Source organism: Oceaniradius stylonematis, from assembly GCF_965223445.1.
Lineage (GTDB): Bacteria > Pseudomonadota > Alphaproteobacteria > Rhizobiales > Rhizobiaceae > Roseitalea > Roseitalea stylonematis.
This window is the reverse complement of the sequence record NZ_OZ244994.1, coordinates 318136-343257: the sequence shown is the minus strand read 5'-3', so window position 1 is coordinate 343257 and position 25122 is coordinate 318136. Positions and strand designations below refer to the sequence as shown.

The following is a 25122-nucleotide window of genomic DNA, read 5'->3' as shown; positions in this document are numbered from 1 at the left end:
GCGGGCGCGGGCCTAGGTTGCTCGCGTCAAACCATGCGGAGTGTGAAGCAATGGAGCCGATGCCGACCATCTTCGTCTCGCACGGAGGGCCGAACGTGGTCACCGATCCGTCCGAGGCGCGCGATTATCTGCGTGGCCTGTCCGAAAGGCTGCCGAGGCCGAAGGCCATCGTCATCGCATCGGCGCATTTCGAGACGGACGGGCCGACCGTGGTGCGCGATCCAAAGCCGGGCATGATCTATGATTTCGGCGGCTTCTCGCGGGAACTCTACGAGATGGTCTATCCTGCCCCTGGCGACCCGGCGCTTGCCGGGCGCGTGCACGGGCTTCTCGAAAGCGCCGGCCTGTCGCCGGTCTATGCCGATGAACGAGGCTACGATCACGGCACTTGGACCGTGCTCAGGCTGGCATGGCCGGACGCCGACATTCCGGTCGTGCAGGTTTCGATCGATCCCTCGCGCGATGCGGCCTATCACCACCGGTTGGGCGCGGCGCTGGCGCCGCTGCGCGATGAGGGTGTGTTGATGATCGGCAGCGGCCACATCACCCACAATCTCCGCGCCGTCTTCTCGGCGATGCGCGAAGGCATGCCGTCCGATCCCGAGATGGCGTCCAAGGTGGATGGATTCGTGGGGTGGATGGCCGACGCGATCGCGTCCGGCGACACCGAGGCGCTGCTCGCCTGGCGCGACAAGGCGCCGTTCGTCGCCGACAACCATCCGACGGACGAGCACCTCATGCCGCTTTTCCTCGCGGCCGGCGCCGCCGGTTCGAACCCACGGGCCGAGCATGCGCATGCCTCCCGGCAGTTCGGCTTCTTTGCCTGGGACAGCTGGATTTTCCACTGAGCGTCAGCGCAGGGCGCCCCCGCGACTGTTTCGTTTGCCGTCCCCGCTAGTGTTCTCGTTCCAGTGGAGGTGATGATGAAGACAGGCGGATGCCATTGCGGCTCGGTACGCTACACGGTGACGGGTCCGTTGCGTGACGTGATCTATTGCCATTGCACGCAATGCCGCAAGCAGACCGGGCATTTCGTTGCCGCCACGCGCGTCGCCGACGACGCGCTCGAGATCAACGGCGCCGGTGATCTGACCTGGTATGCGGCCTCGCCCGGTGCGAAGCGCGGCTTTTGCCGACATTGCGGCTCGCTGCTGTTCTGGAAAAGGGACGGGTCGGGCATGACATCGATCATGGCCGGCAGCATGGACCTGCCGACCGGTTTGACTGCGAGCCACCACATCTTTGCGGCCGACAAGGGCGACTATTACGAACTCGCCGACGGGCTTCCGGTGTTCGAAGGCCGCGATTGAAGGCTCGCTGCTGTGTTGGCCAAAGCGATCGCGCGTCCTGACATGTTGCGCGGGCAACGGCCGCGCGATACGTGTCGGCCATGACAAGCAGCCCCGATGTTTTGCGCATTGCGATCGCGCAGTTGAACCCCACCGTCGGCGACGTTCAAGGCAACCTTGCCTTGGCCCGGCAGGCCCGCGCCGACGCGGCGCGCCATGGCGCCGATCTGGTCGTGTTCACCGAATTGTTCATCGCCGGCTATCCGCCCGAGGACCTTGTTCTCAAGCCTGCCTTCCTTGCAGCGTGCGAGAAAGCGGTAACGGAGCTGGCCGCCGACACCGCCGATGGCGGGCCGGGCGTGATCATGGGCCTGCCGCTGATGCGCGACGGCAAGCGCCACAATGCTGCGCTGGTTCTCGATGGTGGCGCGGTCACGTCGGAATGGTTCAAGGTCGATCTGCCGAACTATGGCGAGTTCGACGAAAAGCGCGTGTTCGAGCCGGGTCCGATGCGCGGGCCTGTCGATTTTCGCGGCGTGCGGATCGGCATCCCGATCTGCGAGGATATCTGGGGCGACATGGGCGTCTGCGAAACGCTGGCCGAGAGTGGCGCCGAGATCCTGCTCGTGCCCAACGGCTCGCCCTATTATCGCGGTAAGATGGACGTGCGGCACCAGGTCGTGCTGCGGCAGGTGATCGAGAGCGATGCGCCGATGATCTATGCCAACCAGGTCGGCGGGCAGGACGATCTGATCTTCGACGGCGCCTCGTTCGGCTTCAACGCCGACCGGTCGCTGGCCTTCCAGATGAGCCAGTTCGAGGAGCAGGTCGCGGTGGTGACCTGCCGGCGCGACGGCGATGGCTGGGTGTTCGCCGACGGGCCGATGTCGGTCATTCCCGACACGATGGAGGCCGACTATCGCGCCTGCATGCTGGGCCTGCGCGATTATGTGAACAAGAACGGCTTTGCCAATGTGGTGCTCGGCCTGTCCGGCGGCATCGATTCGGCGATCTGCGCGGCGCTGGCCGTCGATGCGCTGGGTGAGGAGCGCGTGCGCTGCGTGATGATGCCGTATGACTATACCGCGCCCGAATCGATCGCCGATGCGGAAGCCTGCGCGAAGGCTCTTGGCTGCCGCTACGATGTGGTGCCGATCCACGCGCCGGTCGAAGGGTTCAACGACGCGCTGTCGGACATGTTCGCCGGTACCGATGAGGGCGTAACCGAAGAAAACCTGCAGAGCCGGGCGCGCGGCACGATCCTGATGGCGATCTCCAACAAGTTCGGCTCGATGGTGGTCACCACCGGCAACAAGAGCGAGATGAGCGTCGGTTACGCCACGCTCTATGGCGACATGAATGGCGGGTTCAACCCGATCAAGGATGTCTACAAGATGCAGGTCTACGCCATGGCGCGCTGGCGCAACGCGCACATGCCGCCCGGCGGCCTGGGCCCGACGGGGGAGGTGATCCCCGTCAACATCATCGAGAAGGCACCATCGGCCGAACTCAGACCCGACCAGACCGACCAGGACTCGCTGCCGCCCTATCCGGTGCTCGACGACATCCTCGAATGTCTGGTCGAGCACGAGATGGCTGTCGATGCGATCGTCGAACGCGGCCATGACCGCGATCTCGTGCACCGGATCGAGCATCTGCTCTATGTGGCCGAATACAAGCGCCGTCAGTCCGCGCCGGGCGTGAAGATCACGCGCAAGAATTTCGGCCGCGACCGCCGCTATCCGATCACGAACCGATTCAGGGATCGAAGGTAACAAAGTATTGCATTCCACCAATCACATTGATAGCTGCAGATTTGGATTGTTCGCAGGGGTGGGTTCTTCGATGAGATTCAACGCAGGTTCAAAAAACAAATCTAAGCTGAACGCCGTCTGGATGAAATGGACGTCGGCGCGCCGATCCAGAATCGAAACCCAGTTCAATGCTGGTGTCGCTGGTCCGACTGGTATCGTTGTTTGTGAAAAATGGGAATTTCACTATGAGACGCAAAATGGTAAGATTCTAGTTATGCGGATTCGAGGGACTTAGTTCAGTCTTTTTTCAAGTTGAACGATATTTGATGGGAATTATCCCCTTGACGCAAGTACGGAGACTTGCTAGATAGGGTGCATGAGCAAGAGCAAATCACCCGCATTTTCCGTCCGCGATTTCTTCCAGCGCTTTCCCGATGATGAAGCGTGCCTGACGCACATCATGGAAGTGCGGTTTGGCATGAAGCACGTCTGCCGCAAGTGCGGTGTGGACAGCACGTTTCACCGCATGACCGAGCGCCGGGCGTTTGCCTGCGCATCGTGCGGCGATCACGTTTACCCGACCGCTGGCACGGTCTTTGAAGACACGCGCACGCCGCTACAGCTCTGGTTTTACGCGATTTACCTGTTCGTCACGACGCGCCACGGCGTTTCTGGCAAGGAACTGCAACGCCAGCTTGGCGTCACGTATAAGACCGCGTGGCGCATGGGCATGAAAATCCGCGAACTGATCGGCGGCGTTGACGGCTTTGAAATGCTGGCCGGTCACGTCGAACTGGACGAAGCCTATGTCGGCGGTCGCCGCAAGGGCAAGCGCGGTCGCGGTGCCGAAGGCAAGACGGTCGTCGTGGGCATGAAAGAGCGGGGCGGCAAGGTTCGCACCGAGGTCATCCCCAACGTGAAGAAAGACACGCTACGCGGTGTGGTGCTGCGAAATGTCGAAACTGGCGCTACGGTCTCGACTGACGAACTCATGTCCTACGGCTTACTGGAAGGCGACGGCTACACGCATGGCCGCGTCAAGCACTCCGACAAGGAATGGGCGATCTACGATTACCGGACAGATGAAACCTACTCGACCAATCACGTTGAAAGCTTCTGGAAGCTTTTCAAGGCGTCGGTTCGCTCAACGCACATTCACGTGTCGAGCAAATACATGGACCGCTATCTCAACGAGTTCGCTTTCCGGTCGAACCACCGGGATCGTCAGAACGCGATGTTTGATCTGATCGTGTCCCGCGTATGACGCGGGATGCGGCTTCATCAAACGCCTTGCGATCAACAGGGCCTATGCCGGCCTCCTCCCTCTCGCGGATGAAGTCTTCCAGCCGGCCTTCTTTGATTGCTTGTGCTAACGATAACATCAAATCAGTGTAGACGAGAATCGAGAATTTTGCTACGAACCAAACCGTGGCACCGATTTGGCACCACGGCTAAGCGAGCTTCGGATACGAGGTAGCGCCTAAGCCCTGGCAGCGACTAACAAAGCGGTTTGCCACATGGGGTACTCCTTTCTCATGCGCCTGCGACGGCTGGGTTAGAAGGGTATCTCCTCATCGAGGTCACGGACGAAGTCGTTCGTCGCGCGCTCTTGATGAGAAGGGGTGGAGCCGGAGGGACTCGAACCCTCGGGAGCAGAAGGTGGGTAGCCCCTCTCCCGTCCAACCGGCCCCTGATCTTGTTTGGGCTCCGCTTCGGCGGAGTCCTCACCCCCACCATTTGGAAGGAACCATCTTCCGTCGCGGTTTTCCGCCTGCCCATCCTTGCGCAAGCGTGAAAGAATTGATGACACCGTTGTGTTTGTCGTTTCACGGCCATTGCGCGTCAGTAAATCGGCGATCTCAGCGGGCGTGTGGCCCATTCCGTCAGCCGAAAGCGTGTCGCGAATGAGGTCATTCAGGGTTGGCCCGCTTCCACGCCCTCTCTCAGGGACCGGCTGGCCCGTCAGAACCGCAATGGCCTCATCAAGGGATTTCTGCTTCGCGCGCGCTTCTTTGAGACGCTCGGTCAGCGTCTCAATAGATGCGGCAGTGTCGTCACGCTCTTGCGTGAGTACGGCAATGGCTGGATTTGTCGCTGTCATGGGGGCACGATAAACACCGACTCGTGTCTGCCCGTCAAGGCGCTAATGCAAACTTTTTTCTTGTTTGTATAGTCTGGCTTGCCGCAAGGCAATGCGGGCATAAAGATATCTTTATGTGATTAACTTGCCTGAAGGGGATAATTCCCTATTTGATTCGGTTACTTTAATGTCTTTATTTAGCTCGATTAGGCTGCCTTCAATAATTTTTGTTATCTCTTCCACGTCGGCTTGAAGAGAAAAAACGATATCTTTCAGCTCTTCAGTCATTCCTTCGCTTCGCATCTGAGGTAAAATTGGCTCATAAGTCTTGTAAACATCTCTAAGCCTGTCAATTTTTTTTTGTGACCTTATAATGCCGAATGCCGCTGATGGTTTATAGTTGATCAAATGATAGTCCTGCATGCGTGAATCCGGTATCTTAACTAGCTCAAAGCTATCCCTCACCGAATCCGCATCTTCATCTATTGTGCTTTTGACAATTGAAAGCTGATCCTCACTGGCAAGCAACTCCTCCTTCCAATCTTTCAATAGTTCTCGATAATAACGCGACAAATTCAATGAATTGTTTTCATCCACCATCTGCCGTAGTGCAAAATCGCGTTCGAATATTTTGGATTGCCTGTAGCTAAAGTAAAGGGCAACTATAGCGCTGATCACGGCCGCGATTGCTGCAAGCGCAGTCCAGAATTCTATCGTCGTGACGGTCGCCGTTCCAGATGCCATTCTCAAGCCTCGCTGGGTTTGTTTACTCTGGCCACGCAACGCTCTGATGCGATGGTACTACGACAACCGATTCGCGCAAATAGAGTATCAGTATCGTTGTTTTAGCAGCGCCGGACGGTGGTGTTCAGTTCGGGCTCGTCTGCGTCCGTGCACAGGAGCGCGCCCCAGATGTAGCCGGTTTCGCCTTCGCCGAATTCGATCTGGAACCAGAAGAAACCGTCCAGGAATTCGTCGGTGTTCCGTTTGATGATGACCGGCTCTCCGTCGCCCAGGCTTGCGACCTTTTCCGCAAAGACCGAGGGCGCGGCGCGGACATTGCCGCTTGCCGTGCCGCGCGCGTCATGGGCGGACCACCGAAAGTTGTTGTCGGAACCGTAAAGCGCCATCGTCTTGATCGAGTCGCGGGTCTGGTGACAGCGCGCCGTTCGCCCGTCGGCCAGGGTCAATTGGCCCTCTGGCACGAAGCCTTGAAACGACAGGCCGTTGCCGGCGAACGCGAAGCTGTTGCCGCTGCGCTGACCGGTCGCGGGCAGCACGGTCTCCTCGCCGCCGATCTTCAGATAGGCGTTCGCCCATTCCAGATCGAGCCCGACCGAGGCGACGATGTCGCGGTCGAAACACACGAAATCGAAGCCCGGCGATGCTTGCGCACTGGTTGCGCCGATGCCGGCAAGAACGGCGAACGCCAGCGTTGCGATAGATCCGCGGACCATGTGGATACTCCCAGATAGTTCAGCCTGCCCCGAACCCTCTTAGCGCATATCCGATGCCGAAGGCGATGGCTGCCGCGCCACAGCCGATGGTCAGTGTTTCGAGGCCCGAGACCCACCAGCGCTGCAGCGACCAGCGGCTCTTCATCGAGCCGATGATGAAAAAGACGGTGGCTGTCATGGCCAGCGCCACCGGGTTTGCCGTCGATGGTTCGAAGACGAAGTAGGGTACAAGCGGCACAGCGCCGCAGGCGATGAAAGCGGCGAACGTGGCGGTCGCCGCGGCCGTCGGACTGCGGATGTTCTCGCTCAAACCCAACTCTTCCGTGATCATGGTTGAAATCCAGCGCTCCCGATCGGCAGTGATGGCGTCGACGGCGCGCTCGAGCGTCTCGCCTTCAAACCCTTTGGCCATAAAGATTTGCCGGATTTCCTCGCGTTCGCCGTCAGGATCGATCGCGATGTGGCGCTTTTCCATCGCCCGGGCGCGTTCAAGTTCGTCATGCTCGGTCTTCGTGGCCGAATAGTTGCCGGCGGCCATCGAAATGCCATCGGCGATCAGATTGGCGAGCCCCAAAATGATGACGATGTTGGCCGAAAGCGCCGCGCCGACCACGCCGGCGACGATGGCAAAAGTGGTCACCGCGCCGTCAATGCCGCCATAGACCCAGTCGCGCAGATAGTTGGGCTTTGTCCCTTCGGCCAGCCGGGCGGCGATGGCGTCCGGCTCGTGCCGATGTTCGAGATTCATGGTTCTGCTCCGCGATGGGGCCGCCGCGCGCATTGCCAGTTGCCTCTTGACGGGCCAGGCGCTAGGGCGACCGAAGTCATTGTCTAGGCCCTCTTCATGCCATTTGTCCGCTTTGTGGCCAACAACGCCCGGTGGATCGCCGGCGGATTTCTGCTGACGTTCTTTTCGGCCTTCGGCCAGACCTTCTTCATCTCGCTTTCAGCGGGCGACATCCGCGCCGAATATGGCCTCAGCCACGGCCAGTTCGGCGGGCTCTACATGCTTGCGACGCTCGCCAGCGCCCTGACCCTGCCCTGGCTCGGGCGGATCGTCGACCGCTACGGCGCCGCGCGCGTGACGATGATCATCGTGCCGTTGCTGGCGCTTGGCGCTGTGGGCATGGCGTTTTCCGTACATATCGCCACGCTGGTCGTCGTCATCTATGTGCTGCGCCTGTTCGGGCAGGGCATGATGACGCAAAACGCGCTGACCGCCACCGGGCGCTGGTTCGCGGCCAATCGCGGACGCGCGGTCTCGCTTGTAACGCTCGGCCACAATGCGGGCGAGGCGCTGTTCCCGTTCGCGTTCGTCGCCGTGGCCGCCGCGCTTGGCTGGCGCAATGCCTGGCTTGCCGGAGCGGCGATCCTGATCCTTGTGGCGCTGCCGCTCATCTCCATTCTGACCGCCAGGGAGCGCGAACCGCTGTCCGATCCGCCGGACACAAGGGCGGTCGCGCCGCGCGACTGGTCCCGCGCGGAGGTGATGCGCGATCCGCTCTTCTGGGTTCTGCTGACGGGCGTTCTTGCGCCGGCCTTCATCGGCACGACCATCTTCTTTCATCAGGTCTACCTGGTGGAGTTGCGCGGCTGGTCTCTGCCGGTCTTTGCATCCTCCTTCGCCGTGATGAGCGTGACGACGATCTGCTTCGTGCTGATCGCCGGCGCGCTGATCGACCGGTTTTCGGCGACCGCGCTGCTGCCGATCTTTCTCGTGCCCCTGTCGCTTGCATGTCTGGCGCTCGGATTGCTCGAGGCGCAATGGAGCGCGTTCCTGTTCATGGCGCTGCTCGGCGTGTCCTACGGTTTTTCCTCGACGCTGTTCGGTGCGCTGTGGCCGGAAATCTATGGCACGCGCGAACTGGGCGCGATCCGCGCGGTGATCGTGGCGATGATGGTGTTCGGCACCGCCGTCGGGCCGGGCCTGACCGGCGCGCTGATCGATATCGGCGTTGCCTATCCGGCGCAGATCGTTGTGATGGGGTTCTACTGCGCCGTGGTCGCCGTGATCATGACCATGGCGTCGCGGCGCCTTCTGAAGCGCCGCGAAGCGCATCTTCTTGCCAATGCCGGGTGACTTCCGTAAGCGGGCGTCATGACTGTCACCGTTCGTTTCGCGCCGTCGCCGACGGGCCATATCCATATCGGCAATGTGCGCACCGCGCTGTTCAACTGGCTCTTTGCCCGGCAGAACGACGGCGCCTTCATCCTGCGTTTCGACGATACCGATACCGCCCGCTCGAAGGCCGAATATGCCGAGCAGATCGAGCGTGACCTGCGCTGGCTCGGCATCGATCCGGACCGCATCGCCTACCAGTCGCAGCGCATGGATGCCTATGACAAGGCGGCGCAGGCGCTCAAGGACGCGGGGCTGCTCTATCCATGCTATGAAACGCCGGACGAATTGGAACGGCGGCGCAAGATCCGCCTGACTCGCAAGCTGCCGCCGGTCTATGGCCGCGAGGCGCTGAAGCTGACCGACGCCGAAAAGGCGGACCTTGAAGCAAGGGGCCACGCGCCGCACTGGCGCTTCCTGCTGCCCAACTTCGCGGACGATCCCTTTGCGCCCGAGCGCACCGATGTGCGCTGGAGCGATGCGGTGCGCGGCGAGCAGAGCGTCGATCTGGCTTCCATGTCCGATCCGGTTCTGATCCGGGGCGACGGCACCTATCTCTACACGTTGCCTTCGGTGGTCGACGACATCGAAATGGGCGTCACCCACGTCATTCGCGGCGACGATCACGTCACCAACACCGGCGTGCAGATGGCGATCTTCCGGGCGCTCGGCGCCGAGCCGCCGGCATTCGGGCACCACAACCTTTTGACCACGGCCAGCGGCGAGGGCCTGTCCAAGCGCTCGGGCGCGCTGTCGATCAAGAGCCTGGCCGAGGCAGGCTACGAGCCGATGGCGGTGGCCAGCCTGGCGGTCCTGACCGGGTCGTCGACCGCGATATCCGCGATGGCGGACATGGAGGCGCTGACCGGTGCCTTCGACATCACGGCGACGACCAAATCGGCGGCAAAATTCGACCCCGCCGATCTGGACGGACTGAACCAGACGCTGGTGCACGATCTGCCGTTCGATGTGGTGCGCACGCGGCTGGGCGATGCCGGCGTCGACGTGGACGATCCGCGCGCCGAAGCGTTCTGGGTCATGATCCGCTCCAATGTGAAGAAGGTGGCCGACGCGGCCGACTGGTGGCCGGTGATCACCGATCGTCCAGCCAAGGACGCGGCGCTCGATGGCGACGATCTGGCCTATGCGCGCGCAGCGTTCGATTGCCTGCCCGAAGGCACGGTGGACCCCACACTGTGGAAGCGCTGGACCGAAGCGGCGAAGGCGCAATCGGGCCGCAAGGGCAGGGCGCTGTTCATGCCGCTGCGGATCGCGCTTACGGGAAGGGCGTGGGGACCGGATTTGTCAGATCTATTGCCTCTTCTGGGTCGGGAAGAAATTCTCCGCCGACGACCCTGATTTCGTCGCGGCTGTCGGCGACATCATGGATCTCTCCGACGCTGACGGAGCGGGCGATATCCGTCATTCGCCCGACCGTAAGCCCCTGGGCCGTGTTGGCGCGGGTTTCGGGATCGGCGGCCAGATCCGGGCGAAAGCGCGGCGGCGGCAAGCGACCGGGCTCTTCGTCGGCCTGCTCGGGCGGCACTTCGCTGGGGCGCGGCGTGATGCCCTCAATGCCGATCAGGCTGGTGTTGGCCCGTCCGCAGGTGCAGTTCTCGCTTCGCCGGCGCTCGCGGAAGTCGAACGCCGTGGCAAGATCGGTATAGGCGGTGCCGTCCAATGCCGTCATGTTCCGCGGGCCGTCATCATCGCCGCTGCGGTGCGTGAACAGCATGGTGGGCGCTGCCGGGCAAAGGGCTGCGCATATCGCCTTGTCCCGCTCGAATTGGTCGGCGTTCGTGGCAAACGAGATCGGGAAGAAGTAGCCGTCGCATGTGCGCACGCACAGCGTCCGGTGTTCTCCGGCGAAGGAAGGCCGGGCAGGGGCAACCGGCCGTGATGCATGGTTGCGGTTGGGTTGCGCCCGCCTCACCGTGCCGGGCTCCCGGCGGACCGAAGCGATGCGTGTCGACTGGCTGCGGCTGCAGGCGCGCTGGACCGCGCGCTCGAGGCGCCGGATTTCCCGCTGCGATGCACCGCCGCGATTGCGGTCACGCACGCGCTGCAGCTTGCCCAGGTTCGCCTGCATCTGGTTGATGGTCGAGCCCAGCGACCGGCATTGCCGGGAACCCGACTGCCGACAGCGTTGGCGGTTGTACATGCGCTGCGCCTTGCGCAACTCGCGCTGTTGGCGCTCGGCCGCCTCGGCGTAGCGCCGGTATTCGGCGCGGTTGCCGCTGCCGCGCCTTGCGCTGGCGAGTTGCGATTGCAGACTGTTGCAGGATTGCGCACCGGCCGGGGTAGCCGACATGGCGGTCAGCGTCACGAGCGTCATGGCAATTGCCATTCCGCACAGACACGCCACACAGGCTTTGAAAAGCCGGTACACCATCAACGCCGAACCCCATCCCGCCACCACTGTGACAGAAACACCGTGCCACTTGTTTAAGCGGGCGGGGTCAGCATGTCTCGTTCAAGCTGAATTTACGATGAACGTTAACGACCGGTAACGGCCGTGCCGGCGTGTGTGCCGCCCTGGGCCGCGGCCTGGGCGGCTTCGACGGCCGCGATCGCGGTCATGTTGACGACGCCGCGCGAGGTTACCGATGTCGTCAGCACATGGGCGGGTCGCTGCGTCCCCAGAAGGATCGGGCCGACATGCAGCGCATCGGTCATCGACTTGACGGCATTGAGCGTGATGTTGGCCGCATCGAGGTTCGGGAAGACCAGAAGGTTGGCCTCGCCCTCGAGGATCGAGTGCGGCAGGACGCGGGCGCGCAGCTCGGGATTGAGCGCGCTGTCGGCATGCATCTCGCCATCGACGCACAGTTCCGGCTGGGCGGCATGCAGGATTTCGACAGCACGGCGCATCTTGGCGGCCGAGGCGCTGTCGCGCGAGCCGAAATTGGAATGCGACAGCAGCGCGGCCTTGGGTTCGACGCCGAAACGCCGGATCTCCTCGGCGGCGAGCAGCGTCATCTCGGCCAGTTCCTCGGCGGTAGGATCGATTGAGACATAGGTGTCTGTGAAGAACGTCATGCCGTTGCCGGAGATCAGCATCGACAGCGCCGACAGATCGCGCGCGCCCTCGCGGACCCCGACGATGGACCGCACGGTGCGCAAATGCCGCTCATAGCGGCCGTCGAGGCCGCAGATCATCGCATCGGCCTCGCCGCGCATCAGGGCGATCGCCGAGATGACGGTGGCATTGGTGCGCACAAGCGTTCGGGCATAATCGGGGGTGAAGCCCTGCCGGCCGCCGATGGCGATCAGATGATCGACATAGTCCCGATAGCGCGGATCGTTTTCCGGATTGACCAGTTCGAAGTCCCGGTCGGGCCGTATCCGCAGGCCGTAGCGCTTCAGCCGCGCCTCGACCACCTCGGGACGGCCGACGAGGATCGGCTCGGCGATGCGGTCCTCCAGGACGATCTGGGCGGCGCGCAACACGCGTTCGTCCTCGCCGTCGGCGTAGATGACCTTGTGCGTGGCCGCGGCCTGGGCCGACGAGATCACCGGCTTCATGACGAGGCCCGACCGGAAGACGAACCGGTTCAGCCGGTCGCGATAGGCGTCCATGTCCTCGATGGGACGCGCGGCGACGCCGCTTTCCATCGCCGCCTTGGCGACGGCCGGCGCGATCCGGAGGATCAGCCGCTGGTCGAAGGGCGAGGGGATCAGGTAGTCGGGCCCGAAGATCGGCGTTTCGCCCGAATAGGCGCGGGCGGCGATGTCTGAGGGCTCTTCACGGGCGAGTTGTGCGATGGCGGTCACGGCGGCCGCCTTCATCGCCTCGTTGATGGTCCGCGCGCCACAGTCGAGGGCACCGCGAAAGATGTAAGGAAAACACAGTACGTTGTTGACCTGGTTGGGGAAATCGGACCGGCCCGTGCAGATCATCGCATCGGGACGCGCCTCCCGCGCGGCGTCCGGCATGATTTCGGGAACCGGATTTGCCAGCGCCATGATCAGCGGATTTTCCGCCATTTTTGCCAGATATTCGGGCTTGAGCACGCCGGCGGCGCTGAGACCCAGAAAAACGTCGGCGCCGTCGATGGCCTGCTCCAGCGTGCGGTGCTCGGTCTGGCGGGCAAAGACGGCCTTCCAGCGATCGATCTCGCCGGGGCGGCCGTCATAGACCACGCCGTCAATGTCGGTGACGATGATGTTGTGGAGGCTTGCACCGAGCGACACGAGAAGATTGAGGCAGGCGAGCGCTGCCGCCCCGGCGCCCGAAGTGACGATCTTCGCCGTCTCGATCGATTTACCGGCAAGCTCCAGCCCGTTGAGGATGCCGGCGGCGACGATGATCGCGGTGCCGTGCTGATCGTCATGGAAGACCGGAATGCCCATCATGTCGCGCAACCGTTCCTCGACTTCGAAGCACTCGGGCGACTTGATGTCTTCGAGATTGATCCCGCCAAAGGTCGGTTCGAGCGCGGAAACCACATCGACCATGCGCTCGACGCCCGGCGCGTCGATTTCGATGTCGAACACGTCGATGCCGGCGAACTTCTTGAAGAGCACGGCCTTGCCCTCCATTACCGGCTTGGATGCGAGCGGGCCGATATTGCCGAGGCCGAGGACGGCCGAGCCGTTGGAGACGACGGCGACCAGATTGGCGCGCGCGGTATAGTCCGCAGCCCGCGCCGGGTCTGCGGCGATCGCAAGGCAGGGCGCGGCGACACCCGGCGAATAGGCGAGCGCCAGATCGCGCTGGTTGCCCAGCGGTTTCGTGGCCCGGATTTCGAGCTTGCCGGGAACCGGGTTCTGGTGGAAGAAAAGCGCGTTCTCGTCGAGGTCCGAAGGCACCGACTTTTTTGCTGCATCCGTCTCGCCACTCATGGCCGCCCCTCCCGGTTCTTGTATTCGACAACCGGTAGACCAATGCGGCGGTTGCGACAATTCGTTCCGGCCGAAAAGCGTTTAAAACGCGCTTTGATAGACCCCGCCGTCGAGCCGGATGTTCTGGCCGGTGATGTAGCCGGCATGGGTGGAGCAAAGGAACGCGCATGTGGCGCCGAACTCTTCCGGGGTGCCCAATCGGCCTGCAGGGATGGCGCCGATCTGGCGGGCCTTTTCGTCGTCGAACTCAACGCCGCGCTTGTCGGCGGCGTAGACCATGGTCTGACGGATCCGGTCCGTGTCGATCTTGCCGGGGAGGATGTTGTTGATCGTCACATTGCTGCCGGCGACCGACCGGGCGATGCCGGCGAGGAACGCCGTCAGGCCGGCCCGGGCGCCCGACGACAGGTCGAGCCCCAAAATCGGCTGGTAGACCGACAGCGATGTGATGTTGACGATCCGGCCGAAACCGCGCTCGGCCATTCCGTCGATCGTCCGCTGGATCAGCTCGATGGGCGTGACCATGTTCTGCGTGACGCCGTCGAGCAGCGCATCGCGATCCAGTTCGCGGAAATCGCGCAGGGCCGGGCCGCCATTGTTGTTGACGAGGATGTCGGGCTGCGGACAGGCCTCCAACAGGGCATCCTGCGTGGCGTGATCGGACACGCTGCCCAGGACGATATCGACGGTGACGCCATGGGCGCGCAGGTCCTCGGCGGTCTTTTCGGTGGCTTGCTCGTTGCGGCCATTGATCACCAGATTGACCCCTTCGCGGGCCAGCGCCTCGGCGCATCCGCGCCCCAGACCGCGGCTCGATGCGCAGACGATCGCGCTTTTGCCCTTCAATCCCAGATCCATGCCCATCCTCCCGGTTTGGCGGCTGCGTGTTTGTCCGGGTGACCTAAACGATCGCCCGGCGGCGTCAATGCCGGCTCAGCCCCAAAGCGCCGGTTCGGGGGGAGAAACAGTGCTGCCGTAATAGTGAAGCGCCGGCTTGCGGTCGCGCGCAAGCAGCAGCGGACCGTCCAGATCGATGAAGTCGGCGTCCTGGGCCAGCAGGACGGCGGGCGCCATGGCGAGCGAGGTTCCGACCATGCAGCCGACCATGACGCCGAACCCCATCCGGCGGGCCTTGTCGCGCATCGCCAGCGCCTCGGTCAGCCCGCCGGTCTTGTCGAGCTTGATGTTGACGACGTCATAGAGCGCGCCAAGCGCGTCGAGATCGGCACTCGTATGGGCGCTTTCGTCGGCGCAGACCGGCACGGGATGCGGAATGCGTCCCAGAATGGCGTCTTCGCCGACCGGCAGCGGCTGTTCGACCAGCGCGATGTGCAGACGCGCGGCTTCCTCCATCATCGCGATGAGATTGTCTTCGCGCCAGGATTCGTTGGCATCGACGATGATCCGCGCATCGCGGGCGTTGGCCGTCACGGCGTGCATGCGGGCAATGTCGGCTTCGTCTCCGCCCAGCTTCATCTTCAAAAGATGCCGCTTGTTCGCCGCGCGCGCGGCATCGGCCATGTTTTCGGGGGTGTCGAGCGACAGGGTGAGCGCGGTTTCGACCGGGCGCGGCGGGTGCCGGCACACCAGCGCGTGCACGCGGCGACCCGATCGTTTGGCATCGAGATCCCACAGCGCGCAGTCGACCGCGTTGCGCGCCGCGCCAGGCGGCAAGGCCGATGCCAGATCGATACGGAGCCTGTCGCAAGGGGCCGAGGCATCGAGCGCGGGCAACGACTCCAACTGGGCGATCACGCCGTCTACCGTTTCGCCGTAATGGGCATAAGGCACGCATTCGCCGTGGCCCGAATGGGTGCCGTCGTCCAGCGTGCAGGCGATGACATGGGCATGGGAGCGTTCGCCGCGGGCGATCCGGAAGCGGCCATCGATGGGAAAGCTTTCGGCGCTTGCGGTCAGCGAGAGCGATGAGGCCATGATATCCAGGATCCTTGCAATGGCGCTGCCAGAGCAAAGGGAATACGCCTGCCGGGGGGCGTTGTGCAACGGCCACGATGGGCATGTATCGCGCGGCCGCAGCGGCTTTGAGGCTGACGGACGGGCTTGCAGGCGCTAGAACTGTGACATGACGCTGGTCCAGGACGATGAATTTGCGCAGCCGCGCGCCTCGTCGGAGGCGCTGCCGACGGTCGAAGCCGACCGGGCGGGCGGCGATCCGGTGCTGCGGCTTGCCGGTGTCTGGCTGACCGCCACGGTCGGGAGCGTCGATGCCGATCTGTCCAAGGCGGTCAAGGCGACCGGCGATGCGGGCACGCTGAAGATCGATGCCAGCGCGGTCAGCCATCTGGACACGGCCGGCGCATGGCTGATCGTGCGCACCATGCGCATTGCGCAGGCGCGCAACCAGCCGGTTCGCCTGGCCGGCTTGAAGCAAGGCGCGCAGACGCTGGTCGACGAGGTCGCCGAGAGCACCGCGCGCCCCGAACCTCCCCCGCCTTCAGAGCGCGTGGGGCTTGCCACCATCCTGGCGACAATCGGGCACTATGTGTGGGATCTGCGCCGCGACGCCACGATGGGGCTGCACATGCTCGGCGCGGCGGTGCGCGGCAGCCAGATGAAATCGGGCCACCGCAATCCGATGGCATGGGCGCCGGTGGTCAACCAGATCGACCGGATGGGCGTGCGCGCCATTCCGATCATCGTCCTGATGTCGACCATCATCGGCGCGATCATTGCCCAGCAGGGCGCCTTCCAGTTGCGCTATTTCGGCGCCGAGATCTTCGTCGTCGACCTGGTGGCGATCCTCGTCCTGCGCGAGATCGGCGTTCTTTTGACCGCCATCATGATCGCCGGCCGGTCGGGCAGCGCGATCACCGCCGAGATCGGATCGATGAAGATGCGCGAAGAGGTGGACGCTTTGACCGTGATCGGTCTCAATCCGATCGGCGTTCTTGTCTTTCCGCGCCTGGTCGCGCTGGTGATCGGCCTGCCGCTTCTGACCCTGATCGCCAACTTCTCTGCGCTGGCAGGCGCGATGTTCGTCGCCCAGGCCTATTCGGGCATCAATCCCGAAGCGTTCATAATGCGCATGCGCGATGCGATCGACATGTCGACGTTCCTTGCAGGCATCATCAAGGCGCCGTTCATGGCGATCATCATCGGGATCATCGCCTCGGTCGAGGGGATGAAGGTGGGAGGCAGCGCGGAATCGCTGGGTGCCCGCGTCACGGCCTCCGTCGTCAAGGCGATCTTCGTGGTCATCGTCGTCGACGGGCTGTTTGCCATTTTCTTTGCGGCGGTGGACTTCTGATGAGCGCCGATGCCGACATCGTTTTGAGCGTGCGCGACATGCATGTCCGCTTCGGCAGCAATGTCGTTCTGGACGGGCTGGATCTGGATGTGCGGCGCCGCGAAATCCTCGGCTTCGTCGGAGCGTCCGGCACGGGCAAGTCGGTGCTGATGCGCGCGATCCTGGGACTGACGCCGAGACAGGCCGGACGTATCACAATCTTCGGGCACGATCTGTCGGCGGTCGACGATGACGAGCGCATCCTGATCGACATGCGGATGGGCGTTCTGTTCCAGCATGGCGCGCTGTTTTCGGCGCTGACCGTGGCCGAAAACATCGAAGTGCCGATGCGCGAATATGTCCAGCTTCCGCCGAAACTGATGCGCGAGCTGGCCATCGTCAAACTGGAAATGGTCGGGCTGAAGCCCGCCGACGGCGACAAGTATCCGTCCGAACTGTCGGGCGGCATGATCAAGCGGGCAGCGCTGGCGCGCGCGCTGTCGCTCGACCCGGATATCGTCTTTCTGGACGAGCCGACATCCGGGCTCGATCCGATCGGTGCCGCCGAATTCGACGAACTGATCGCCAAACTGCGCGACACCATGGGTCTGACGGTCTACATGGTGACCCACGATCTGGACAGCCTTTTCACCGTAGCGGACCGGATCGCGGTGCTGGGCGAGGGCAAGGTGATCGCCGCCGGGCCGTTGTCGACAATGCTCGCGCATGACAATGCGTGGATAAAATCCTATTTCCGTGGCAAGCGGGCGCGTCACATTCCCGCCAAGGTAGAGTAGGCGTCCGAGCACGATGGAAACCAAGGCCAACTATGTCGCCGTCGGGGCGTTCACCGTTCTGGTGTTCGCCGCCGCCTTCGCCTTTGTCTACTGGTTCGCGCGCAACGACACCGGTGGCGAGACGGCGCAGCTGAACATCGTGATCGCCGGCTCGGTGACTGGTTTGGCCAATTCGAGCGTCGTCAAGTTCAACGGCATCGATGTGGGCAAGGTGGACCGGCTGGGCTTTGACGCCACCGATCCAGGCGTCGTGATCGCCGAAACGCAAGTGCGGCGCGACCTGCCGATCACCGCGGAAACCAAGGCGGTCTTGTCGTTCACCGGCCTGACCGGCATCGCCCATATCGAGCTGGAGGGCGGTGCGGTCGATCAGCCCAACGTGTTCGAACTGGCCGAACGGGAGGGGACGGTCGCGACGATCGACGCGGATCCCACCGCGCTCAACGATCTGCTCGCCACCGCGCAGGACATCGCCAACCGGGCCAACAACATCCTCACCGACGTCGAAAGCTTTGTCGCGGACGCGCGCGGGCCGCTGACGCGGGCGGTCGAGAATGTCACCGAGATCAGCGACGCGCTGGCCGCCAATTCGGGCCGCATCGACGAGTTCCTGACCGGTATGGGCGATCTGGGCGAATCGCTGGGCACCATGTCGGTCACGCTGGAACGCACCCTGTCGGGCGCGGACGAACTGATCGCCGCGGTCGATCCGGACGATGTGGCCGCGATCGTCACCGAAGTGCGCGGCTTTGCGGCCGACCTCAATGAAGCGTCGGACGATCTGGACGGTCTTGTGGCCTCCGCGCGCACGACACTGGAGGGGCTCGAGAGCATCGGCGACCGGGTCGACCAGTCGTTCGACCAACTCGACACGCTGATTGGCGCGGTCGATCCCGACGCGGTGGGCGAGGCGGTGTCGGGCTTTGCCGATGCGGGCCGGGCGGCGCGCGACATCACCGCCGATATCCAGGGCGTGACCGCCGAACTCGAAGGGCGCGGTGAGGATATCGACACCATCTTCGCCAATGTCACCGAGATGTCCGAACGGCTGAACGCGGCCTCGGTCCGCGTCGACGGCGTTCTGGAGAAGCTCGACGGGTTTCTGGGTGAAGGCGGCGAAGGCGGCCAGAACCTGATTGCCGAGGCCAGCGAGACCTTGCGTTCCTTCCGCGACGTCGCGAGCAACCTCAATGCACGGCTGGACAGCATTGGCGGCGGTCTCGAGCGGTTTTCCGATCGCGGCCTGCGCGATATCGAGGCGCTGGTCAACGAAACGCGGCGGTCGATTTCACGCATCGAACAGACGATCACCAGCATCGAACGCGACCCCCAGCAACTGATCTTCGGAGGCGATGGCGGGGTCAAGCGCTTTGACGGGCGCGAGCGCCGCTGATAAGCGGAGAAGGACGATCCGCGGAGGGTCCGGTTTCGCGCAGCAGGCAGCCGAGCGGGGCGTGCAAGTAATGTGTCATGGGGCGATGACGGGGTGCAGCAGTGTCCATGAGTGAGCCGGGCCGACGGCCGTTGCGCCTGCCACGATCGATCGCCGTTCTGCTGGTATCGGCCGGCCTCGTCCAGGGCTGTGCCGCGCTCGGCGGCACGGGTGAGCCGCCCGACACGTTCGACCTTGTGGCGCCGCGCGACGTGTCAGCGGGACCGGTGCGGCGCGGCACGCAGATCCTGATCGCCGAGCCCGGAGCCGTTCAGGCGCTCGATTCCCAGAATATCGTCGTCGAGACCGCGCCGTTCGCCATCCAGTATCTGGGCGATGCGCAATGGGGCGACCGTCTGCCGCGTCTGGTTCAGCGCCGGCTGGCCGAGAGCTTCGACCGCGCCGATCGTTTCGACGGCGTGGGCCTGCCGGGGCAGGGGCTGGCGATCGACTACCAGATCGTGACCAACATCGCCGAGTTCGGCATCGACATTCCCGCCGCTGCCGCCCGGATCGAGATCGAGGTCAAGCTGCTGGACGACCGCAGTGGCGTGGTTGCCGCCGATCGGCGTTTCGCCGCGTCGGTTCCGGTCTCGCGCACCGGCAGCCCGGACGATTATGTCGCCGCGCTCAATGCGGCCTTCGCCGGCGTCGCCACCGAGATCGTTGCCTGGTCGGCCGATCTGATCTGATCGCCGCCGCCGGCTGAACAAAGAAAGCCCCGCTCGGTCCGAGCGGGGCTTTTTTTGTCTGAAGCGGCTTTGAACGATCAGCGCAGGCGACCGCTCGCATGGGCCAGCATGGTGTAAACCTTGCCCGTGTCGGACGTCAGGTAGGTTTGCGACATCACACCGTCGCGGTCGTTGCGCGACACGTCGCTGAGCAGGCGTTCGAAGTCCCGCACGTAGCGGTCGACGGACGAGCGGAACGCCGGATCACGACCATAGCGCGCCTTGATGTCCTCGAAGGTGCGTTGCCCGGCAAGCGTGTAGAGACGGCGCGTGAAGATGTCGCGTTCGCCGCGCCGGTAGCGATCCCACAATTGGGCGGCTGCCTCGTGATCGATCGCCCGGGCGATGTCGACCGACAGCGAATTGAGCGACTCGACCGTCTGGGCCGGCTGCCGCGCCGGGGTGGGCTGCTCCTCGCTCGATGCGCGTTTCAACAGGTCGCTCACCCAGCCGCCGCCATCGGACGATGCCGGTGCCCGACGGTCGGGCTCGGGCGCACGCGGCGGAGCGGCGGGCGGTGTGTCGTCGAACCCGCCGCGAAGCTCCGGCTGGGCGGCAGCCAGGGGAGCGGCATGCCCGGCCGGGGCGCGGTCGTCCGCGCTATCCGACCGGGCCTGCGGCTTTTTTGAGCGGGCTGCGCCTCCCACGTCGAATGCGCGTCCCGATTCCTCGACGATGCGTGAGAGGTCCTTGAGCGCGTTGATCTGCTCGCTGACCGCGCGCCGCATCGCATTGGCGCTTTCGCGCGTTTCCTCTGGCAGTTCGAGCACGCCGCGGCGCACCTCGTCCCGCGCGCTTTCGAGCTCCGACCGGATCTCCGACGATACATGCCGCATCTGCGCCGTTGCTTCGTCGAACCGGCCCATGGCTTCGTCGGCGGTCTGCCGGATGCTGGTGGCCAGCTTGTCGGTCGAACTGAGCGCACGGCTTTCCACCTGGCTCAGCGTGTCGCCGATCATCGTCTCGAACGAGCGCATGGTCCGCTGGATTTCCTCGGACTTGGCCACCAGTCCCGAAGCCAGTGCCTCCAGAGCGTCGCGGCGATCGCCGAGCGTTACTTCGAGGTTCGACTGGGCCTTCTCGAACAGGTCCGATGCCGAGGCCAGCACCTTGCCGTGATCGTCGAATCGGGCAGCGATCGATGCGATGTCGTTGAGCGTCTTCTGCGAGACATTGTCGAGTTTCTCGGCATTGTTGCCCAGCAGCGAAACGGACGTGTTGAGGTTCTGCGCGATCGCGCCGGTACGGCTGGCAAAGCCCTCGGTGGTTTCGGCCAGCTTGCCCTCGATGGCGCCCAGATTACCGGTCGCCATCTCGATCAGTTCGCCCAGCTTGGCGTTGGAGGCCGACAGGCGGTCCAGAAGGCTGCCAACATCGCCGCCAAGGCTGTTCTGCATGGTCTCGACGGTCTCGCGCGTCCGGTCGAGCAGGCCGCCGACAGCACCGGACAGATTGTTCTGCATGGATTCGACGGCGGTGATCGTCTCGGCGGTGCGGTTGGCGAGCGCATTGACCAGCGCATCGTTCTCCGCCCGCAGGCGCTCCGTGGCAGCGCGTGTCGCGCTCTCCAGTTGTGCGGCGATCTCCGCGCCATCCTGGCCGAGGCGCTCGATCAGCGGCACGGCCGTTGTCTCCAGCGTCCGCGCCAGCGCGCCGGTGCGATCGCCGATGCGGCGGTCATAGGCGGCAATCTCCTCGCTGAGCGTCGTCTGGTGCGTTTTCAGCACCTCGCCAAGACGCGCGGTCAGCACATCGCTCTGGTCGGCGCCCAGTTGCGCGACCCGCTCGGTTTCCGCGTCGATCGCGGCCCGGGTCTCTGCGACGCGGTCGCGCAGCGTGCCGGCAAGGTTCGCCGCGCTGTCTTCGAGCACGCGGCGGACATTCTCGACGCCCACCGAAAGGGCGCGCTGCATGGTGCTCGTACGCTCGTCGACGATGCCCGACTGGTCGGTGAAGGCCTCGTTGATGGAGTCTGTCGCCTCGCGCAGCGCGACCACGGCCGCATTGGACCGGGCCTCGACGGAGGAGGCGATCTCGTCGGCCATGGCAGACAGCCGCCGGGTGAGCGCTTCTGTCTTGGCCTCGATGTCGGCGCTTGGCGCATCGAGCACGGCCGAAAGGCTCTGCGCGGTCCGCTCGGTCGCTCCGAACAGGGCCGCTGTCTTTTCCTCGAGCCGCTCAAGAAATGCGCCGGTGCTTTCGGAGACTTTCGCCACCGTGGCTTCGCCTGTCGCGTTCAGGCGTCCGATCGTCTCGTCGCCGACGGACGTCAGGCCGGAGACGGCACGCTCGCCGCTGGCGGCCAGCTTGGCTGCGACCTCGTCGCCGGCGCCCTGCAGACGCGCGACGGTCTCTTCGGTTGCACTGCTCAGGCCCGACACCGCGTTGTCGCGCAGCGAGGCGATGGACGCCACCAGACGCTGATTGGCGGCATCGAGCTCGGTGACCGAACCGTCGGCGCTCTGGGTGATCTGTGCGGCTGCGTCCATGCTGGTGCCCATCAGGCGGCCCATCAGTTCCTCGCCGGCACTGGCAAGTTTCGCCGTCGCGTCATTGCCAAGCCCTGCGATGCCGGAGGTGATCCGCTGGTGCGCTTGCTCCATGCCATCCATCGTGCTCTTGGCGGAGGCCGATATGGCGTCGGCGGCCGCCGTTCCCGCTTCGATGAAGCGTGCGGCGTTCTGCTCCACGCTGGCGCTGACATGCTCGCCGAGCGCGGCGGCACGGCGTTCCATCGCCGCGGTCTGTTCTTCCAGCGCGCTGGTGATGCGCTGGGTGCCGTGATGGGCGGCGGCAAACGCGGCCTGCGTCTTCTCGTCGAGCCGCTGCGTTGCCTGCTCGACATTGTCCGTCAGGCGCGCAATGCCCTCATCGGTCGCCGAGACGAACCGTTCGGCGAGTTCGCCGGCCTTGCCGTCAAGACGCGCCGACTGGCTGTCCATGGTCGAAGTCAGCGTTTCGGCGGACTGCAACACCGCATCGGTCATCGCCTGTGAGCGGGCTTCGGCCCTGGCGAGGAAATCGGCGGTCCGTTCGTCGACTGCGGCGGTCATGCGCGCCGAGACGCCGTCGAGCGTTTCGGCGATCGCCGCGGTGCGCGTCTCCATCGCCTCGCTCAGCGACCGCTGGGCGGCGCCGGTCTGTTCCTCGACCGAATTGCGCGCGCTTTCGGCGGTTTCGGTGATCGATTGTGCGCCGTCGGTGAGCGTGTCGGCGATCGCGCGGGTGCGGTCGAGCAGCGTCTCGTTGAGCTGGCGCGCGCGCGCGTCCAGCGCCACGTTGAGGCGCTCCGTGCTCGCATCGACGGCCGAAATGCGCGTCTCGAACTCCTCGACGAGGTTCTGGCCGCGTTCTGCCAGCAGGCTCTTGAGATTCTCGGCCTGGCCCTCGATCGTGGCGCCCAGTTCGCGCCCGGCCGTCTCGGTGACGGCGTTGAGATTGGCAATGCGGGTCTCGATCAGGCTGGCGAGCGCATCGCCCGAGGCGGTAAACCGCCCGGAGATCTCGTCCATTTGGCTGGCAAGGCCGGCATTGACGGTCGAGCCGGTCTCGTTGAGGCGGTCGAGCAGGCTGTCGCCGGCCTTGTTGATGTTGGTTGTCAGATGCTCAGAAGCAGACAGCATCTTGTCTCCGAGCGTGTTGGTGGCCGCCGTCAGTTCCTCGCGCAACTGCTCATGCGCTCCGGAGATCGATGCGCGCAGGCGTTCGGCATGGGTGACGACGCCCTCGCGCTGATTGCCCAGTTCGCTCAGAAGCGAGCGGACCCGCACTTCATTGTCGGTGTAGGCGCGTTCGAGCTCGGTGACCTCGTTCTGCATCAGCGCTTCGAGTTCGCTGGCGCGCGCGATGGTCCGCTCGATGCCTTCGCCCATCGCGGCGACCTCGCGCCGGACGGCCTGGCCGACCATGGCGACGCGCTCCTGGGCGAGGTTTTCGGGCGCTGCCAGGCGGAAGGCGATCTCGCTCATCGACCGGGCGGTGTTGCGCATCTCCTGGGCCCGGCGAACGAGCACCGCAAACCCGTAGAACAAGATGACCGGCACGACGACGCCGATCATGATCGCGATCACGCCGGGCAGGGCGCGCAATTGTTCGATCGTCCTGATCTGCCAGACATCGGGTGAATAGAGAATGTGCGCCAGCGCGGCGCCGGCGCCGATCCAGATGAGGCTGACGATGGTCGCCCAGACGAACGATTGCCCGCCCGGCCGCGCGCTGATCCGTTCGAGCAGTTGGGCATATTCGCGCTCGGCGCTGTCGTCATTGGCGGCGCGATAGGGAGCCGACGCGGTCGCCGCGGCGGCGGTTGTGCCTGCGGCAGCGGCAACTGCAACGGCAGGTTCGACGGGCTGGTTGGCTTCGCTGAGTTCTCCGGCGGCCTTGCTGACCTGCGCTTCGAAGTCGTCCAGCGACAATTCGCTGTCCAGATCGACATCGGCCATATCACCGGTGTCGCCCGATGTCAGATCGTTCTCCAGCGCTTCCTGAAGCGCCAGTTCCATATCCGCATCCAGGTCCGGTGCATTCTTGTTCTGAGCCATGAAAGCCTCACCTGCTACTCAACTCCGGGCACGGGCCCGGACATACGCTTGCCAGCCATCGTGCAAACGCGCCGGAACTGCAGGCGCAATTGTGGCGTCGCGATGGTTGAGCCTTATCGTAGAGCCACGGGTGCCAGAATGGAACACGATATCGCGACACCCCCAAAAACTTTAAAGATAAAGTTAACGCACTGTGAGAACGGCGGAAATCCGCCGCCGGAACAGGGCTCTGCGAGCCGGTTCCGATTTCGCCGTTTTCGCCCCATTTCGGCCCGCACCCGCCATTAACGGCTTGCCCATCAGTTTGTGACAGCCTCTGCCAAGGGACAGTGCGTGCGGGTGATGCTTATGGATACTCAATCAAGACATCCGGTGTTCGAGACGCCGGACATGGCCTATCAGACGATGGCGCGTGAACGGCCGGTCGATCTGGTCCGGCTGGCGCGGCAGACCGGCGGCGACCGGGCTCTCGAGGAAGAGGTGCTCCACCTGTTTCTCAAGCAGGCCAAGTCGATCGGCAAGGCGATGCGCGTCGGCACGGATGCCGACCAGCGCAAGCGCCATGCGCACACGCTCAAGGGCGCTGCGCACGCGGTGGGAGCCGGCGCGATCGCCGATACGGCCAAGGCCGTCGAGGACTCGCCCGGAGAACGGCGGTGCGTCCGTGCGCTTTTGACCGAAATCGACCGGACATGCGATTACATCAACTCGCTTCTGCGCTGACGGCGCCTTGAGGCGTACCGAGCGCGGGTTTGCTTGACAATCGGGGGCGAACGGCTAAGTCGCGCTTCGACGATCCGCGCCGCTGGTGATGCGCGGACCTGCCGGAG

General features: G+C 64.1%; 20 protein-coding genes. 11 read left to right on the top strand and 9 right to left on the bottom strand.

Translation table 11 applies throughout. The features are described from left to right. Positions 1–59: 59 nt before the first annotated feature. From ACOQOU_RS01715 to ACOQOU_RS01700, 4 genes are all read left to right on the top strand, one after another. Complete coding sequence (locus ACOQOU_RS01715) at positions 60–848, top strand: DODA-type extradiol aromatic ring-opening family dioxygenase (RefSeq protein WP_245412736.1); 789 nt, start codon at positions 60–62, stop codon at positions 846–848. A gap of 75 nt (positions 849–923) precedes the next feature. Next, positions 924–1310 (top strand): GFA family protein, encoded by a 387-nt coding sequence (locus tag ACOQOU_RS01710; RefSeq protein ID WP_109768114.1) that lies wholly within the window; start codon positions 924–926, stop codon positions 1308–1310. A gap of 80 nt (positions 1311–1390) precedes the next feature. Further along, complete coding sequence (locus ACOQOU_RS01705) at positions 1391–3064, top strand: NAD+ synthase (protein WP_306025829.1); 1674 nt, start codon at positions 1391–1393, stop codon at positions 3062–3064. Between the two features lie 355 nt (positions 3065–3419). Beyond that, entirely contained in the window at positions 3420–4307 is an 888-nt protein-coding gene (locus tag ACOQOU_RS01700; protein ID WP_306025828.1) for an IS1595 family transposase, read from the top strand. 291 nt (positions 4308–4598) lie between these two features. Here ACOQOU_RS01700 and ACOQOU_RS01695 read toward each other — a convergent pair whose 3' ends face one another. The 4 genes from ACOQOU_RS01695 to ACOQOU_RS01680 form a co-directional block, all read right to left on the bottom strand. After that, a complete protein-coding gene (locus tag ACOQOU_RS01695; RefSeq protein ID WP_306025827.1) occupies positions 4599–5144 on the bottom strand; it encodes a hypothetical protein in 546 nt (181 codons plus the stop codon). A 111-nt stretch (positions 5145–5255) separates the two neighbouring features. Then, complete coding sequence (locus ACOQOU_RS01690; protein ID WP_306025826.1) at positions 5256–5867, bottom strand: hypothetical protein; 612 nt, start codon at positions 5865–5867, stop codon at positions 5256–5258. A gap of 101 nt (positions 5868–5968) precedes the next feature. Continuing rightward, positions 5969–6580, bottom strand: coding sequence for an SH3 domain-containing protein (locus ACOQOU_RS01685; protein ID WP_306025825.1), 612 nt, complete (start codon positions 6578–6580; stop codon positions 5969–5971). A 19-nt stretch (positions 6581–6599) separates the two neighbouring features. Further along, complete coding sequence (locus ACOQOU_RS01680; protein ID WP_109768179.1) at positions 6600–7328, bottom strand: VIT1/CCC1 transporter family protein; 729 nt, start codon at positions 7326–7328, stop codon at positions 6600–6602. A gap of 96 nt (positions 7329–7424) precedes the next feature. Between ACOQOU_RS01680 and ACOQOU_RS01675 the strand changes: the two genes are divergently transcribed. Together ACOQOU_RS01675 and gltX are read left to right on the top strand one after the other, a co-directional pair. Then, positions 7425–8660: an MFS transporter gene (locus ACOQOU_RS01675; RefSeq protein WP_306025824.1), complete on the top strand. Its 1236-nt coding sequence runs from the start codon at positions 7425–7427 to the stop codon at positions 8658–8660. Positions 8661–8678: 18 nt separating this feature from the next. Next, entirely contained in the window at positions 8679–10058 is a 1380-nt protein-coding gene (gltX, locus tag ACOQOU_RS01670; protein ID WP_109768111.1) for a glutamate--tRNA ligase, read from the top strand. On the opposite strand, the gene ACOQOU_RS01665 is transcribed toward gltX, so the two are convergent. The 4 genes from ACOQOU_RS01665 to dgcA all read right to left on the bottom strand — a co-directional run bounded on the left by ACOQOU_RS01665 (position 9976) and on the right by dgcA (position 15479). Further along, the gene (locus ACOQOU_RS01665; RefSeq protein WP_158585145.1) at positions 9976–11025 is read right to left on the bottom strand and encodes a DUF2865 domain-containing protein; all 1050 of its coding nucleotides are present in this window, start codon (positions 11023–11025) and stop codon (positions 9976–9978) included. The genes gltX and ACOQOU_RS01665 overlap by 83 nt on opposite strands. A gap of 170 nt (positions 11026–11195) precedes the next feature. Then, on the bottom strand, positions 11196–13544 hold the full coding sequence (locus ACOQOU_RS01660; protein ID WP_109768109.1) for an NADP-dependent malic enzyme: 2349 nt from the start codon (positions 13542–13544) through the stop codon (positions 11196–11198). A gap of 81 nt (positions 13545–13625) precedes the next feature. After that, positions 13626–14402, bottom strand: a complete 777-nt coding sequence (locus ACOQOU_RS01655; protein ID WP_306025823.1) for an SDR family oxidoreductase — start codon at positions 14400–14402, stop codon at positions 13626–13628. Between the two features lie 75 nt (positions 14403–14477). Beyond that, positions 14478–15479 carry an N-acetyl-D-Glu racemase DgcA gene (gene dgcA / locus ACOQOU_RS01650; RefSeq protein WP_109768107.1) on the bottom strand — a complete coding sequence of 334 codons (1002 nt, stop codon included), beginning with the start codon at positions 15477–15479 and terminating at the stop codon, positions 14478–14480. A 148-nt stretch (positions 15480–15627) separates the two neighbouring features. On the opposite strand from dgcA, the gene ACOQOU_RS01645 reads away from it, so the two are divergent. The 4 genes from ACOQOU_RS01645 to ACOQOU_RS01630 all read left to right on the top strand — a co-directional run bounded on the left by ACOQOU_RS01645 (position 15628) and on the right by ACOQOU_RS01630 (position 19712). Further along, the gene (locus ACOQOU_RS01645; RefSeq protein WP_109768106.1) at positions 15628–16812 is read left to right on the top strand and encodes an ABC transporter permease; all 1185 of its coding nucleotides are present in this window, start codon (positions 15628–15630) and stop codon (positions 16810–16812) included. Continuing rightward, on the top strand, positions 16812–17588 hold the full coding sequence (locus tag ACOQOU_RS01640) for an ABC transporter ATP-binding protein (RefSeq protein WP_306025822.1): 777 nt from the start codon (positions 16812–16814) through the stop codon (positions 17586–17588). The genes ACOQOU_RS01645 and ACOQOU_RS01640 overlap by 1 nt, the downstream gene beginning before the upstream one ends. A gap of 13 nt (positions 17589–17601) precedes the next feature. Then, positions 17602–18981 carry an MlaD family protein gene (locus ACOQOU_RS01635; protein ID WP_306025821.1) on the top strand — a complete coding sequence of 460 codons (1380 nt, stop codon included), beginning with the start codon at positions 17602–17604 and terminating at the stop codon, positions 18979–18981. A gap of 107 nt (positions 18982–19088) precedes the next feature. Then, positions 19089–19712: an ABC-type transport auxiliary lipoprotein family protein gene (locus ACOQOU_RS01630; protein WP_306025820.1), complete on the top strand. Its 624-nt coding sequence runs from the start codon at positions 19089–19091 to the stop codon at positions 19710–19712. 77 nt (positions 19713–19789) lie between these two features. On the opposite strand, the gene ACOQOU_RS01625 is transcribed toward ACOQOU_RS01630, so the two are convergent. Further along, a complete protein-coding gene (locus ACOQOU_RS01625; RefSeq protein WP_306025819.1) occupies positions 19790–24292 on the bottom strand; it encodes a hypothetical protein in 4503 nt (1500 codons plus the stop codon). Between the two features lie 348 nt (positions 24293–24640). On the opposite strand from ACOQOU_RS01625, the gene ACOQOU_RS01620 reads away from it, so the two are divergent. Then, entirely contained in the window at positions 24641–25015 is a 375-nt protein-coding gene (locus ACOQOU_RS01620) for an Hpt domain-containing protein (protein ID WP_306025818.1), read from the top strand. Positions 25016–25122 lie beyond the last annotated feature (107 nt).